The organism is Baekduia soli (genome assembly GCF_007970665.1).
Lineage (GTDB): Bacteria > Actinomycetota > Thermoleophilia > Solirubrobacterales > Solirubrobacteraceae > Baekduia > Baekduia soli.
This window is the reverse complement of record NZ_CP042430.1, coordinates 4428847-4441309: the sequence shown is the minus strand read 5'-3', so window position 1 is coordinate 4441309 and position 12463 is coordinate 4428847. Positions and strand designations below refer to the sequence as shown.

Below are 12463 nucleotides of genomic sequence, written 5' to 3'. Positions count from 1 at the left end.
CGTCGGGCCGTCCGGCAACGAACAGGAGGACGGCGATGGACGGGTATGCGCTGCGGCGCACAGAGGAGCTGGCGTCGATCCACGGCGGGGCCGTGAAGCTCGCCGCCGCGGAGCTCGGGGTCGAGTCGTTCGGCCTGCAGGTGCTCGACTTCCCGGCGGGCTTCGACGGCTACCCCGAGCACGACCATGCGGCCGACGGCCAGGAGGAGGTCTACGCCGTCCTGGGTGGCTCGGCGAAGTTCACGGTCGACGGCGAGCGCGTGCCGGTCGGCCCGGGCGACCTGCTGCGCGTCGGCCCGCGCAGCCGCCGCCGGCTCGACCCGGGCCCCGACGGCGTGCGGATCCTCGCGATCGGCTGCGCGCCGAGCGGCGCATACGAGCGCCCCGAGGGCTTCCGGCTGGCGGCGGGCGCATGACCGCGACCGCGCCCTCGCCGGCGGGCGTCGTGACCCACGGCGGCGCGCCGCTCTGGTTCCTCGGGACGCTCGCCCGGCCCAAGCTCGACGGCGAGCACACCGGCGGCCGGCTCGCGCTGTGGGAGGCTGTGCTGCCGCACGGCGCGGCCCCGCCGCTGCACTCCCACCCGCAGGACGAGACCGCCTACGTCCTCGACGGCGAGCTCACGGCCTGGATCGTCGAGCCAGAGCTGGCGACCGACACCGCCGGCCGCCCGGCGTGGCTGCAGCAGCGCGCTCGCCGCTGCGGTCCCGGCACCGCGGTGTTCGCGGCGGCCGGCACGCCCCACACGTTCCGCGTCGAGTCCGACACGGCGCACGTGGTGTTCATCTCGACGCCGGCCGGGATCGATGACTACATCCGCGCGCTCGCCGAGCCGGCCCGCTGGCCGTGGCTGCCGCCTCCGCCCGACGGGCCGCGCGTGGAGGCCGAGCGCCTCGCCGCCGTCGAGCGCGAGCTCGGCGTGGTGCGCCACGGGCCGGCGCCGCCGCCGGCAGCGCGCCCATGACCAGGAAGCCGACGGCGCCCGCCCGCAGCCCGCCGGCCGCGCGACCCCTCGGCGCCGCGCGGTGACGGTCAGGCCGCCAGCCGGCCGCGAGCTGCATGAGAACGGGCAGAGCACGGCCCGCAGACGGCCTGTGGACTTGCGTCAACTGCGCGCTGACGCAGGCACGGCAGAGGGCGCGGGCCGCGCGGTGGCTAGGACCCCGGCTCGGTCGCCGCCTGCTGAGGACGGACGGTGCGCAGCCGCAGGCGATGGAGCTCGCTTCCCTCATAGGTCCGCCACCGCAGGGTGGCGCAGTCTTCGAGGACGGCGCTGTGGATGCCGAGTTCGGGGGCGAGCGGGGTGACGACCCGGAACAGGCGGACCCCGTCGGTGACGTAGCCGCCGCCCGGCACCGGCAGGACCGGGCGATGACGGGGAGAGCGTTCGTGTGAGGGGGGGCGGACGGCCACCCGTCGACCGTAGGCGGAGGGGGATCCGTGGTCATCCGGGCGGATTGCCGGTCGGTGGTGCGGAAGAGTGCGGAGTCCGGTGCCACGCCCGTCCGGCGAGTCCGGGCGTCGCGTTGCGATCGGCCGGTGCCCTCTTCGGCCGTCGGTGCTCGTCGCATCTTGCGTTCGTCTGCGGACCGGTGTTAGCGTCTGAACGGCGTCGGCGTCCCGTTCGGGGCGGCGGGGCGGACGGCTGATGGGTGCCGTCCGGGGACATGCGACGCGGGCTGGGCTCATCGAGATGGAGATGGGCACCGAGAGCGAGGTTCATGCCTGAGCAGCACCCGATGCCGGCGCGGGGCGACGGCGGTCAACGCGATCAGGTCTCCGGGCCGGCCTCAGCACATCGCACGACCGACAGCATCCTCGAGCTCGCGTGCAGCGTGCTGGACGAGCTCGACCTGGGTGCGGTGCTGCACCAGGTCCTCGTCGCCTCCCAGGAGCTGACCGGCGCGCGGTACGCCGCGCTCGGCGTCCTGAACGAGGACCGCACCGCGCTGGCGCGCTTCGTCACCCTGGGTCTCGACGACGCCCAGCGGCACGGGATCGGCAGCCCGCCCGTCGGCCGCGGTGTGCTGGGCGAGTTGATCGCCGATCCACGGCCGTTGCGCCTGCCCGAGGTCGGCGCCCATCCGCGTTCCTACGGCTTTGCTGCCGGCCATCCGCCGATGACGTCGTTCCTGGGCGTCCCGGTCCGGGTGCGGGGCGTGCCGTTCGGCAACCTGTACCTGACCGACAAGGTGGGTGCCGCCGAGTTCAGCGAGCAGGACGAGCGCTCGCTGGTCCTGCTCTCCGATCTGGCCGGCGTCGCGATCGATCACGCCCGCCGCATCGCGGCCTCGGAGGCACAGCGCGACGAGCTGGCGCAGCTCGTGGCCGTGCTGGACGCCACGACCCAGATCACGCGCGCCGTAGGTGGCCACACGGACCTCGGCGCGATCCTCCGGCTCATCGCCAAGCGCGGTCGCGCCCTGGCCCGCGCGCGTGCGGTGCTCATCGAGCTCGAGCATCGCGGCGAGCTCGAGGTGGCCGCCGGTGCCGGCGAGCTGCCCCCCGGGATCGTGGGGCGACGTCTGCCGGTGGCGGGCACGGTGGCTGCGACCGCGCTGAGCTCCGGGGAGACCCAGCGGCTGGAGGGACCCACCCTCCTGCGGTTCGAGCGCCACGGCGCCGGCCGCCTGGGGCTCGAGGCGTCCGCGGGCCTGGTCGTGCCGATGGTCTTCCACGGGCGCGGCCACGGCGTCCTGGTCTGCCTCGACCGCCTCGAAGGCGGACCGGACTTCACCGACGAGGACCAGATGCTGCTCGAGTCGTTCGCCTCCAGCGCCGCGGTCGCGGTGGCGACGGCGCAGACGATCGAGGCCGATCGCCGCAGCCAGCGCCTGGCGATCATCGAGCAGGAGAAGGCACGCTGGGCGCGCGAGCTGCACGACGACACGCTGCAGGCGCTCGGCGCCGTGCGGCTGGCGCTGGAGGCCGGCATGCGCCCGGGCGGCGAGGACCGCCTGGTCGAGGTCGTCGGCGACGTCGTCGGGCAGCTCGACCGCCAGATCGTGGCCCTTCGCACGCTGATCACCGAGCTGCGCCCCGCGACCCTCGACGAGTTCGGGCCCGCGGCCGCCATCGAAGACCTCGCCGAACGGATCCGTGCCGGGGGCGTGGCCGTGGAGGTCACCGTCGATCTCGCACGGGATCACGACGGCTTGGCCGCCCATCACGCCACCGAGCTGGAGACCGCCGTATACCGCATCGTCCAGGAGTCGCTCACCAACGCCGCCAAGCACGGCAATGGCGGCCGGATCGTGGTCGTCGTCTCAGCGACCGAGACGGCGATCTCCGTCGTGGTGTGCGACGACGGCGTCGGCTTCGACCTCGCCGCCCCGACCGACGGCTTCGGGATGCTGGGCATCCGCGAGCGCGTCGAGCTTCTCGGGGGAACGCTCGAGATCGACGCGCAGCCGGGCCATGGTACCACCGTCACCGCAACGCTTCCCGTCCGCATCCGGTGAGCCCGGCGCCGCATGAGCGCGCCGCCTGACGTCCGCCCGCAGGTCGCGGTGATGAGGAGAGGCCCAGGCCCGTTCGGGGACCGGGCGGTCGAGGGCCATCGCTCGCCGGCCGGGTCGACCCCTCCCTGCCGCCGGTCCGAGGCGGCCGGGACAGCAGCGAGTCGGCCCAAGCCTCCCGACGGCGTGAGGCCGGCGCATCGTGGACTCCCACGGGTCCCGTGTGCGGGTGTTCCGCGCTCTCGGTGCGCTCCGCATCGACACGCGGCCGGGCGACGGACGACCGTCACCGCGACGCTCCCGCTCCCCGCCCGCGGCACGCTCGACGAGGCCCCCGGGCGCCTCGAGGTCACAGGCCGAGCACGGTGACCGCGACGAGGACGATCGACAGGCTCCCGGTGAACAGCACCGTCGCGGCGGTGATCAGGTCGACGACGCCGCGGTTGCGGTGCTCGCCCATGAGCCGGGTGCTGCGCGCCAGGCGCCAGATGAAGAACAGGTTGATGGGCAGCAGCACGCCGTTGACGACCTGCACGCCGATGAGCAGCGCGATGACGGGGATCCCGGGCACGACGGCCACGATGGTGGCGACGGCGATCATCGCGGTGATGACGCCGACGAACACCGGCGCCTCGCGCGGCCGGCGTCCCAGGCCCTTCTCGAAGCCCAGCGCCTCGCTGACGACGTAGCTCGTCGCGATGGGCAGGATCGCGGCCGCCAGCAGGCTCGCGCCGAGCAGGCCGACGCCGAAGAGCGCCTCGGCGTACCGGCCGGCGAACGGGGCCAGGGCCTTGGCGGCCTGGGAGGCGGAGTCCACGCCATGGATGCCGTGGGTGAACAGCGTGGCGCCGGTGGCGATGATGATGAAGCCGGCGACGAGGTCGGCGAAGACGGCGCCCGAGACGGCCTCGCGGGTCTCCTTCTTGAGGTCCTCGGCGCGGACGCCGCGCTCGGCGGTCGCCGACTGCAGGTAGAGCTGCATGTACGGGGTGATCGTCGTGCCCGCGGTCGCCACGAAGAGCAGCAGGTAGCCGCTGCTCATCTGCAGGTGGGGGGCGACGACCGCATGGCCGACGTCTCCCCAGCTCGGCCGGGCGAGGATCGCGGCGACCGGGTAGGCGAAGAACGGGATCGTGAGCCAGATGAAGATCCGCTCGGCCGCGCGGTAGGAGCCGCGCACGATGATGAGCCAGATGCCGGCGGCGGCGACGGGCACCGTGAGCTGCGCGGGGATCCCGGCGAGGTCCAGCGCGGCGCCGACGCCCACGAAGTCCGAGACGCAGATGCCCAGGTTGGCGACGAGGACGGCGGCGGTGGCGAAGGCCGACCAGCGGATGCCGTAGTTCTCGCGGATGAGCTCGGCCAGGCCCTTGCCGGTCACCGCGCCCATGCGCGCGGCCATGGACTGCACGACGGCCAGCGAGACCGTGATCACCACCATCATCCACAACAGCCCGTAGCCGTAGCGGGCGCCGACCTGCGAGTAGGTGGCGATGCCGCCGGCGTCGTTGCCGGCGTTGGCGGCGATGAGGCCCGGTCCGAGGAGGCCGAGGAGCCCCAGAAGGCGGTCAGGACGTGCGGAGGCGCGCCCGCGGAGCCGCGGCCGGCCACCGAGCAGCGCCGAGCGGACACGACCGAGTGCGGGTGGTACTCGGGCCCGCATCGAGGTGTCCGTTCATCATGATCATGCCGTGGGCGAGTGTACGCGCGGGTCCCGGCGCGCTGCGCCGGTCGGCCGCCGGGATCACTCGTCGCCGAGCAGCCCGAACCGCCGGCGCCAGCCCTTGGGCAGCAGCGTCTTCAGCACGTCGTCGACGGTGATGACGCCGATCATCTGCTCGCGGTCGTCGACGACCGCGACCGAGGTGAGGTTGAAGTCGGCCATGAGGCGGGCGACCTCCTCGAGGTCGGCATCGGCCACGAGGTGCGGCGTGCCCGGGCGCAGGAGCTGGGCCACCGGCACGTCGCCGTCGGCGCGGACGAGCGCGGTGACGGGCACGCTGCCCTCGAGCCGGCGATGGGTGTCCATCACGAAGACCGAGGTCAGCAGGTCGTCGGCGACGTCGCCGCGGCGGACGCGGTCCAGCACCTCCGCGGTCGTCGCCTGGTGGTAGACGCAGATGAACTCCGTGCTCATCAGCCCGCCGGCCTGCGCGCGGTCGAACCCCAGCAGCGTGCGGATCTTGGTCCGCGGCGAGGCGGGCAGCAGGGCCAGGACCCCCTCGCGCCGGTCGTCGTCGAGCTCGGCGACGACGTCGGCCGCGTCGTCGGGGGCCATCCGGGCCAGCACCGCGGCGACGTCGGCGTCCGAGCGCTCCTGCAGGAACTCGCGCTGGTGCTGCTCGTCGAGCTCCTCGAAGACGTCGGCCTCGAGCTCGCTGTCCCCGGCCCCGACGGCCAGCATGATCTCCTCGCCCTCGTGGTGCGAGGCGGCCTCGACGAGGTCGGCGATCTGGGCGGGGTGCAGCCGCGCCAGCTTGGGGTGGGGGACGCGCAGCCGGACGCTGGGCACGTGGCCGACGAACGGCTCCACGCTCGCCCAGTCCAGGAACCCCCCGGGCGCGACGTGACGGCCGACGGGCCTGGGCAGCAGACGGCGCAGCCCGCCGCGAGGGCCGACGTCGACACCGACCACCCGCCACCAGCCCTCGACCCGCGCCAGCTCGATCTCGTTCGCGCGCACGAGCCGGGCGCCGTCGACGTTGATGAGCTGGTGATCGAGCACGTCCTCCTTGAGCAGGACCTCCTCGGGCCGGCGCTCGAAGCGCCCGAGGTCGAGCTTGGCCGTGCGCAGGGTGACGGCGCCGTCGGCGATGTCGGCCACCGCCTCGGCGGCGACGTAGGACAGGCGCCCGGCGACCGACACCATCAAGCCCGTGATCGGCGGGTAGCCCGCGTCGCCGAGCCGCACGATGAGGTCCTCCACGCGACCCAGGCGGTCCCCGTCGGCGTCGACCAGCGCGCTGCCGACGACGAGCGAGAGATGCAGGACCGGTGCCGTGGCGGCCGGCATGCGCCAAGCCTAGATGGCGGACGCGCCGTGGGAGCCGGCACCCGCGGTGCGTCGGGAGCGCGACCGGCGCGAGGCGCCGTCGTGGGGTTCGGACGCATCAGGGCGCGCCGTACCACCGCATCGGTACGGGATCTGTACGCGGCCACGCCCAACCTCGACGCGGCCCGCACGGGACCGGGGCGATCCTGAGGACATCATGGTGCTGCACCCCCACACCCCGTCCCGAGCGACCCGGCGGCGCCGTATGCTGGCCGCCGGACTGGAGCAGGCCGTGGGCGACGCCGACGGGCGGCCCCGCCTCTCCTGCCGCATCCCCGTGGCGCGCGATCGGGTCCGGGCCCATGCGCCCGACCTGCTCGCCGTCGCCGGCGTGCTGCGCTCGGCGCGTCAGCTGCCCTCCGACGGCCTGGACGTCGTGCACGCGCTGCTCACCGACGGCGCCGGGCCGCTCTACCTCGGCGGCCCCGCGCTCGACGAGGCCGTCGAGGACCTGCAGCGGCGCCTCGGGCTGCGCTGACGCGCCGGATCAGATGTGGATCTGGGATCCGAGCGTGACGACGCGCTCGGGCGGCAGGTTGAAGTAGTCCGCGGGGCTGGCCGCGTTGCGCGCCATCGCGACGAAGAGCCGCTTGCGCCAGCGCGGCATGCCGTGCGGGCGGTCGGCGACGATCGTGATGTGCGACAGGAAGTACGTCGCGTGGTACGGGTTGAAGTGGGCCTCGCGCGTCCGCCCGCCCCGGCGCCGGCGGGCCAGCTCGGCCGGGACGTCGAGGCGGTCCTGGTAGCCGAAGCGCAGGGTGATGTGGCTGTAGCCGTCGTCGTCGTAGCCGAGGCCGTCGGTGTGCAGCCGCTCCTCCTCGGGCACGTGCGGCGTGTTGGCCGTCTCGATCGTGAGGATGACGACCTTCTCGGGGATGCCGTGGATCTGCTCGACCCCGACGCGCAGCGCGATCGGGGTCGTGTCGCGGCTCGGGTTCAGGTAGACCGCGACGCCCTGCAGGCGGGTGATCGGCGGGAACCGGTTGTGCATGTGCTCGACGAAGTCCAGCAGCGGCCCTCGGCCGCGATGCGGGCGGCGGTGACGGCCTCGCGGCCTCGGTCCCACGTCGACAGCGCGGTGAAGACCGCCGCGCCGACGAGCAGGGGGAACCAGCCCCCGTGGAGGATCTTCGTCACGTTGGCGGCGAGGAACAGCACGTCGACGGTGACGAAGGCCAGCACGCCGGCCGCGATGGCCCAGCGCGGCCGGCCCCACAGCAGCCGCGCGACGACGAGGAACAGGATCGAGTCGATGAGCAGCGTGCCCGTCACCGCGATGCCGTAGGCCGTGGCCAGCCGCGCCGAGGACCCGAACCCGATGACGAGCGCGAGGACCGCCGCGAACAGCGCCCAGTTGACCGCGGGCACGTAGACCTGCCCGATCGTCGCGTCGGACGTGTGGCGGATGTTCAGCCGCGGAAGGAACCCGAGCTGCACGGCCTGCCGGGTCACCGAGAATGCGCCGGAGATCACGGCCTGGGAGGCGATGAGGGTGGCCAGCGTCGCCAGCGCGATCATCGGCACCCGGGCCCAGTCAGGGAGCAGCAGGTAGAACGGGTTGGTGATCGCGCCCGGGTCCTGGAGGATCAGGGAGCCCTGGCCCATGTAGTTGATGATCAACGCTGGGAACACCACCCAGAACCATGCCCGGCTGATCGGCTTGCGGCCGAAGTGCCCCATGTCGGCGTACAGCGCCTCGGAGCCGGTGACCGTCAGCACGACGGAGCCGAGCGAGACGAACGCGATGCCCGGGTGGGCGGCGAAGAAGTCCACGGCGTAGTGCGGGGAGAACGCCCGGAGGATCTGGGGGTGGACCGCGAGCTCGGCGACCCCGGCCGCGGCCAGCGCGGCGAACCAGAGCACCATCACCGGGCCGAAGAGCCGTCCGATCGTCTCCGTGCCGTAGCGCTGCAGGAGGAACAGCCCGACGAGCACGGCCAGGGTGACGGGCAGCACGACCGACGAGAGGCTCGGCGCCGCGACCTTGATGCCCTCGACGGCCGAGAGCACCGAGATGGCCGGGGTGATCATGCCGTCGCCGTAGAACAGCGCGACCCCGAACAGGCCGGCGGCGACGAGCGCGGCCTTGATGACGGGCCGGTCCAGCCGCACGCGCCGGATGAGCGCGACGAGCGCCATGATGCCGCCCTCGCCGTCGTTGTCGGCGCGCATGATGAACGTCACGAACTTGACCGAGACGATCAGCGTGATCGACCAGACGACGAGCGAGATGATCCCGTAGACGTCGCCCTGGGTCGCCTTGACCGCCCCGTGGTCGGCCGCGAAGACCGCCTGCAGCGCGTAGAGCGGGCTGGTCCCGATGTCGCCGAACACGACGCCCAGCGCGCCGAGCGCCAGCGCGGCGGAGCCGGGGTGACGCAGGTGCCCCGCCTTGGACGCTTCGGCCATGTCGCGCGGCAGCATAGGCCGCAGCCCGGGAGCGCGGATCCCGGGCGGCCTTCAGCGGGCGCCGGCCTCGGCCTTGCCCTCGGCCTTGCTCTCGCCCTCGGCCTCGCCCTCGCCGAGGTCGGCCAGCGTCGCGCGCAGCGCCTCGAACAGGTCGGTCGCCGGTGCCGCGGGCGCGGGCTCCCGCTCAGGGCGCGGGCGGGTCCTCGCGCGCCGGTGGCCGGACCTCGCGGTCGGTCGGCGCGCCCACCAGCGCGTCGGCCAGGCGCCGGCCCCAGCGCGCGGCGGGGCGGTCGGCGTCGAAGCGCGCGTGGGCCCGGGCCAGGCGCCCGGCCGTGTAGCGCCGGCGCGCCCACGGCGACGTGGGGCGTGCGAGGCGCACGGCGCCGGCGATCGCGAAGACCGGCACGAAGAGCCCGAGCACGCCCAGCAGGATGCGGCCCTTCATGAAGCACACGAGCGCCAGCGCGAGCACGACGCAGACCACGACCGCCGTCTCGGTGATCGAGGCGGGGTCGTCCAGGCCGAAGGGCGTCGTGCCGAGCACGACGAGCCCGGCGAACGCCACGGCGATGATGGCCGCGTCGACCGACCGGCGTCCCTGCTGCTCCCAGTAGACGTCCTCGAGGTGCACCCAGAGCGCGAACTCGTCCATGGTGAAGCCCGCGCCCACCCCGAACCCGATCGCGATGAGGTGCCACCACGGCGCGCCGGGCGTGGTGGCGAACGCCAGGAAGCCCGAGAGCATCATGAGGAAGATGCCCCACACCAGGTGATGGATGTGGATGTCGCCGGTGCGCACGGCCCCCGGCCACCACGACACGTGGCGCGTGAGCCGCGCGCTCGTGCGGATGGCCATGAACGAGACCACGAACGCGGCGAGGACCAGGAACGCCGAGCCCGACCCGCCGCGCGAGCGGTCGCCGAACGGGTCGACGCTGATCAGCGCTCCGGCGATCGCGTGGCTGGTCATCACCGCGACAGGAAAGCATCCCGCCCGGGCGCCCCGGGCGGGCAGGACCCGATCCAACGCCAAGATCGCCTGAGGCCGGCGGCGAGGGCCGGCGGCGAGGCTGCCCGGCATGAGGGCGGTGCTCGTCACCCGCCGCACGGCCGCGACCGCCTCGGCGCTCGTCCTGCTCGGCGCGGCCGGCGGCATCGTGGCCGCCGCGGGGCGCGATGGGCCGCCGCAGGTCTCTGAGGTCAGCGTGCTGACCGTCCAGGCCGGCCGCGTGGTCCCGCGCCGCGGCCGCTGCCCCCGCACACCGTGCGGCTCGTGGCGATCAACCCGTCCCGGACCAGCAGCCGCGTCACGTTCGCCGGGCAGGCCGTGGGCCCCGACGGTGCCTGCACGGGCGCCTGCGGCTCGCGCTGCCCGCCGCCGGCGCCGCGCTGGTGACCATCGCCCCGGGTTCCGGACCGCAGGCTCCCCCGGCCGGGTGAGTGCGGCCGACCGGCCGATGCGCCATCCTGTCGCGCCGTGACCGCGATCCGCCATCGCCCGGTCCGCCTGCCGGTCGACCGTCCCATCACGAGCTGAGTGCGCCGACTGCTGCTCGCGATCGTCGGCGTCTTCGTCGGGATCGCCTCCCTGGCCGTGGCCGCAGGCACCGCCTCCTCGCCGCCGCTGCGCGCCCGCGCGACCGCGGCCGCGGGCTGCACGCCCCTGCCCGCCGGCTCGCATCGGCTGGCGCCGATCGACGGGCGCATCGCGGTCGTCCTGCACGTGGGCCGCAGGACGCGCCCGGGCGCGCCGCTGGTCCTCGGGCTGCCCGGCTCGGGCCAGACCGCCCACGACTTCGCGTCGTACACGAACTACTCGGCCCTGGCCGACCGCGACGGCTTCTCCGTGGCCTACCCGACGGCCACGGGCGCGCGGCCGTCGTGGAACATCTCGGGGTCGCTGCCCGGCAAGCCCGACGACGTGGCCTACCTGCGCAAGGTCATCGCCGCGGCGGTGGCCGCGGCCTGCGCCGATCCCGCCCGCGTCGGCGTCACCGGCGTCTCCAACGGCGGCGGGATGAGTGCCCGGCTGGCCTGCGACGCCTCCGACCTCATCGCCGCGGCGGCGCCCGTCGCCGGCGGCTACAAGTCGCTGCCCGACTGCCGCCCCGCGCGGCCCGTGCCGATCCTGGAGATCCACGGGGGCGCCGACCACGTCGTGCCCTACGCCGGGTCGGGCCCCGCGGGCGCCGGCGCGGTGCCCGCGTTCCTCGCCCAGTGGCGGCGCCTGGACGGCTGCGCCGGCCGCGCGCGCAGCTCGTCGCCGCACCCCGGCGTGACCGAGCTGCGCTGGGCCGCCTGCCGCGCCGGGGTCGTCGTCCAGCACGACCGCATCGACGACGCCGACCACGGGTGGCCCGGCGAGAACGACCTCGACGACGTCAGGGGGTTCGCCTCCACGCGGCGCACCTGGGAGTTCCTGTCGGCGTTCCGCCGGTCGGGCGGCTGACGCCCTCGCTCCGGCGGGCCGGGGTGCTATCCCTGGCCCATGCGGATCCTCGTCACCGGCAGCTCCGGCCACCTCGGCGAGGCGCTCGTGCGCGTCCTGGGCGCCGAGGGCCATGACGTCACCGGCCTCGACGTCCTCGAGGGGCCCTGCACCACGGCCGTCGGCTCGATCACCGACCGCGACACGGTCGCCCGCCACGTCGCCGGCGCCGACGCGGTGCTGCACACCGCGACGCTGCACAAGCCCCACGTCGGCTCCCACGCGCGCGCCCGGTTCGTCGACGTCAACGTCACGGGGACGCTGAACCTCCTCGAGGAGGCGGTCGGCGCGGGGGTCGGGGCCTTCGTGTTCACGTCGACCACGAGCGCGTTCGGGCGGGCGCTGACGCCGGGCGAGGGCGAGCCCGCCGCGTGGATCACCGAGGACGTCGTCCCGGTGCCGCGCAACGTCTACGGGGTGACGAAGACCTCCGCCGAGGGCCTGTGCGAGCTCGTGCACCGCGACCACGGGCTGCCCGTCGTGATCCTGCGCACGTCGCGGTTCTTCCCCGAGGCCGACGACCGCGACGACGTGCGGGCGGCCTACGACGACCTCAACCTCAAGGTCAACGAGCTGCTCTATCGCCGCGTCGACCTCGAGGACGTCGTGGCCGCCCACCGCGTCGCGCTCGAGCGCGCCGGCCCGCTGGACTTCGGCCGCTACATCATCAGCGCCACGACGCCGTTCTCCCCGCAGGACGTGGCCGAGCTGCGTGAGGATGCCCCCGCGGTGGTGGCGCGCCTGTTCGCCGACCAGGAGGCCCTGTACCGCGAGCGGGGCTGGCGGATGTTCCCGTCCATCGAGCGCGTCTACGACAACGCGCGGGCGCGCGCCGAGCTCGGCTGGCGCCCGCGCCACGACTTCCGCCGCGCGCTGGACCGCCTGGCCGCCGGCGGGGATCCCCGCAGCGAGCTGGCCCTGGCGGTGGGCGCCAAGGGCTACCACGCCGAGACGACCGGGCCCTACACCACCCGCTGAGCGGCCGCCCGACCGCGGCGTCGGCGCCGATCCCGTCCCGCGGCACGCCCGCCGGGGGCGGTCGTGGTCGTGGTGATC

At 74.5% G+C, this 12463-nt stretch carries 12 protein-coding genes; 6 read left to right on the top strand and 6 right to left on the bottom strand.

All coding sequences use genetic code 11. The features are described from left to right. Positions 1-35 precede the first annotated feature (35 nt). On the top strand, positions 36-416 hold the full coding sequence (locus tag FSW04_RS21515) for a cupin domain-containing protein (protein ID WP_187368995.1): 381 nt from the start codon (positions 36-38) through the stop codon (positions 414-416). Next, positions 413-964, top strand: a complete 552-nt coding sequence (locus tag FSW04_RS21510; protein ID WP_146922254.1) for a cupin domain-containing protein — start codon at positions 413-415, stop codon at positions 962-964. Before FSW04_RS21515 ends, FSW04_RS21510 begins: the two co-directional genes overlap by 4 nt. A gap of 191 nt (positions 965-1155) precedes the next feature. On the opposite strand, the gene FSW04_RS21505 is transcribed toward FSW04_RS21510, so the two are convergent. Next, entirely contained in the window at positions 1156-1413 is a 258-nt protein-coding gene (locus FSW04_RS21505) for a hypothetical protein (protein ID WP_146922253.1), read from the bottom strand. Between the two features lie 308 nt (positions 1414-1721). On the opposite strand from FSW04_RS21505, the gene FSW04_RS21500 reads away from it, so the two are divergent. Next, the gene (locus tag FSW04_RS21500) at positions 1722-3461 is read left to right on the top strand and encodes a GAF domain-containing sensor histidine kinase (RefSeq protein ID WP_187368994.1); all 1740 of its coding nucleotides are present in this window, start codon (positions 1722-1724) and stop codon (positions 3459-3461) included. A 346-nt stretch (positions 3462-3807) separates the two neighbouring features. Here FSW04_RS21500 and FSW04_RS21495 read toward each other — a convergent pair whose 3' ends face one another. Next, positions 3808-5121, bottom strand: coding sequence for an Nramp family divalent metal transporter (locus FSW04_RS21495; protein WP_146922251.1), 1314 nt, complete (start codon positions 5119-5121; stop codon positions 3808-3810). Positions 5122-5202: 81 nt separating this feature from the next. Beyond that, entirely contained in the window at positions 5203-6471 is a 1269-nt protein-coding gene (locus FSW04_RS21490) for a magnesium transporter MgtE N-terminal domain-containing protein (RefSeq protein WP_146922250.1), read from the bottom strand. A 244-nt stretch (positions 6472-6715) separates the two neighbouring features. Between FSW04_RS21490 and FSW04_RS21485 the strand changes: the two genes are divergently transcribed. Next, entirely contained in the window at positions 6716-6988 is a 273-nt protein-coding gene (locus FSW04_RS21485) for a hypothetical protein (protein WP_187368993.1), read from the top strand. Between the two features lie 9 nt (positions 6989-6997). On the opposite strand, the gene FSW04_RS28015 is transcribed toward FSW04_RS21485, so the two are convergent. From FSW04_RS28015 to FSW04_RS21475, 3 genes are all read right to left on the bottom strand, one after another. Next, positions 6998-7501 (bottom strand): KUP/HAK/KT family potassium transporter, encoded by a 504-nt coding sequence (locus FSW04_RS28015; RefSeq protein ID WP_267128261.1) that lies wholly within the window; start codon positions 7499-7501, stop codon positions 6998-7000. Beyond that, entirely contained in the window at positions 7447-8919 is a 1473-nt protein-coding gene (locus FSW04_RS21480) for a potassium transporter Kup (protein WP_267128260.1), read from the bottom strand. Before FSW04_RS21480 ends, FSW04_RS28015 begins: the two co-directional genes overlap by 55 nt. A gap of 184 nt (positions 8920-9103) precedes the next feature. Next, positions 9104-9889, bottom strand: coding sequence for a hypothetical protein (locus FSW04_RS21475; protein ID WP_228430628.1), 786 nt, complete (start codon positions 9887-9889; stop codon positions 9104-9106). A 567-nt stretch (positions 9890-10456) separates the two neighbouring features. Here FSW04_RS21475 and FSW04_RS21470 point away from each other — a divergent pair. Further along, positions 10457-11368, top strand: coding sequence for an alpha/beta hydrolase family esterase (locus FSW04_RS21470; RefSeq protein WP_146922248.1), 912 nt, complete (start codon positions 10457-10459; stop codon positions 11366-11368). A 39-nt stretch (positions 11369-11407) separates the two neighbouring features. After that, a complete protein-coding gene (locus FSW04_RS21465) occupies positions 11408-12385 on the top strand; it encodes an NAD-dependent epimerase/dehydratase family protein (RefSeq protein WP_146922247.1) in 978 nt (325 codons plus the stop codon). Positions 12386-12463: the final 78 nt, after the last annotated feature.

What these genes read in the sequence shown, in the direction of transcription:
- FSW04_RS21515 (WP_187368995.1), top strand. Translation starts at nt 36, where the DNA reads ATGGACGGGTATGCGCTGCGGCGCACAGAGGAGCTGGCGTCGATCCAC.
- FSW04_RS21510 (WP_146922254.1), top strand. Translation starts at nt 413, where the DNA reads ATGACCGCGACCGCGCCCTCGCCGGCGGGCGTCGTGACCCACGGCGGC.
- FSW04_RS21500 (WP_187368994.1), top strand. Translation starts at nt 1,722, where the DNA reads ATGCCTGAGCAGCACCCGATGCCGGCGCGGGGCGACGGCGGTCAACGC.
- FSW04_RS21495 (WP_146922251.1), bottom strand. Translation starts at nt 5,121, where the DNA reads ATGCGGGCCCGAGTACCACCCGCACTCGGTCGTGTCCGCTCGGCGCTG.
- FSW04_RS21490 (WP_146922250.1), bottom strand. Translation starts at nt 6,471, where the DNA reads ATGCCGGCCGCCACGGCACCGGTCCTGCATCTCTCGCTCGTCGTCGGC.
- FSW04_RS21485 (WP_187368993.1), top strand. Translation starts at nt 6,716, where the DNA reads ATGCTGGCCGCCGGACTGGAGCAGGCCGTGGGCGACGCCGACGGGCGG.
- FSW04_RS28015 (WP_267128261.1), bottom strand. Translation starts at nt 7,501, where the DNA reads ATGCACAACCGGTTCCCGCCGATCACCCGCCTGCAGGGCGTCGCGGTC.
- FSW04_RS21480 (WP_267128260.1), bottom strand. Translation starts at nt 8,919, where the DNA reads ATGGCCGAAGCGTCCAAGGCGGGGCACCTGCGTCACCCCGGCTCCGCC.
- FSW04_RS21475 (WP_228430628.1), bottom strand. Translation starts at nt 9,889, where the DNA reads ATGACCAGCCACGCGATCGCCGGAGCGCTGATCAGCGTCGACCCGTTC.
- FSW04_RS21465 (WP_146922247.1), top strand. Translation starts at nt 11,408, where the DNA reads ATGCGGATCCTCGTCACCGGCAGCTCCGGCCACCTCGGCGAGGCGCTC.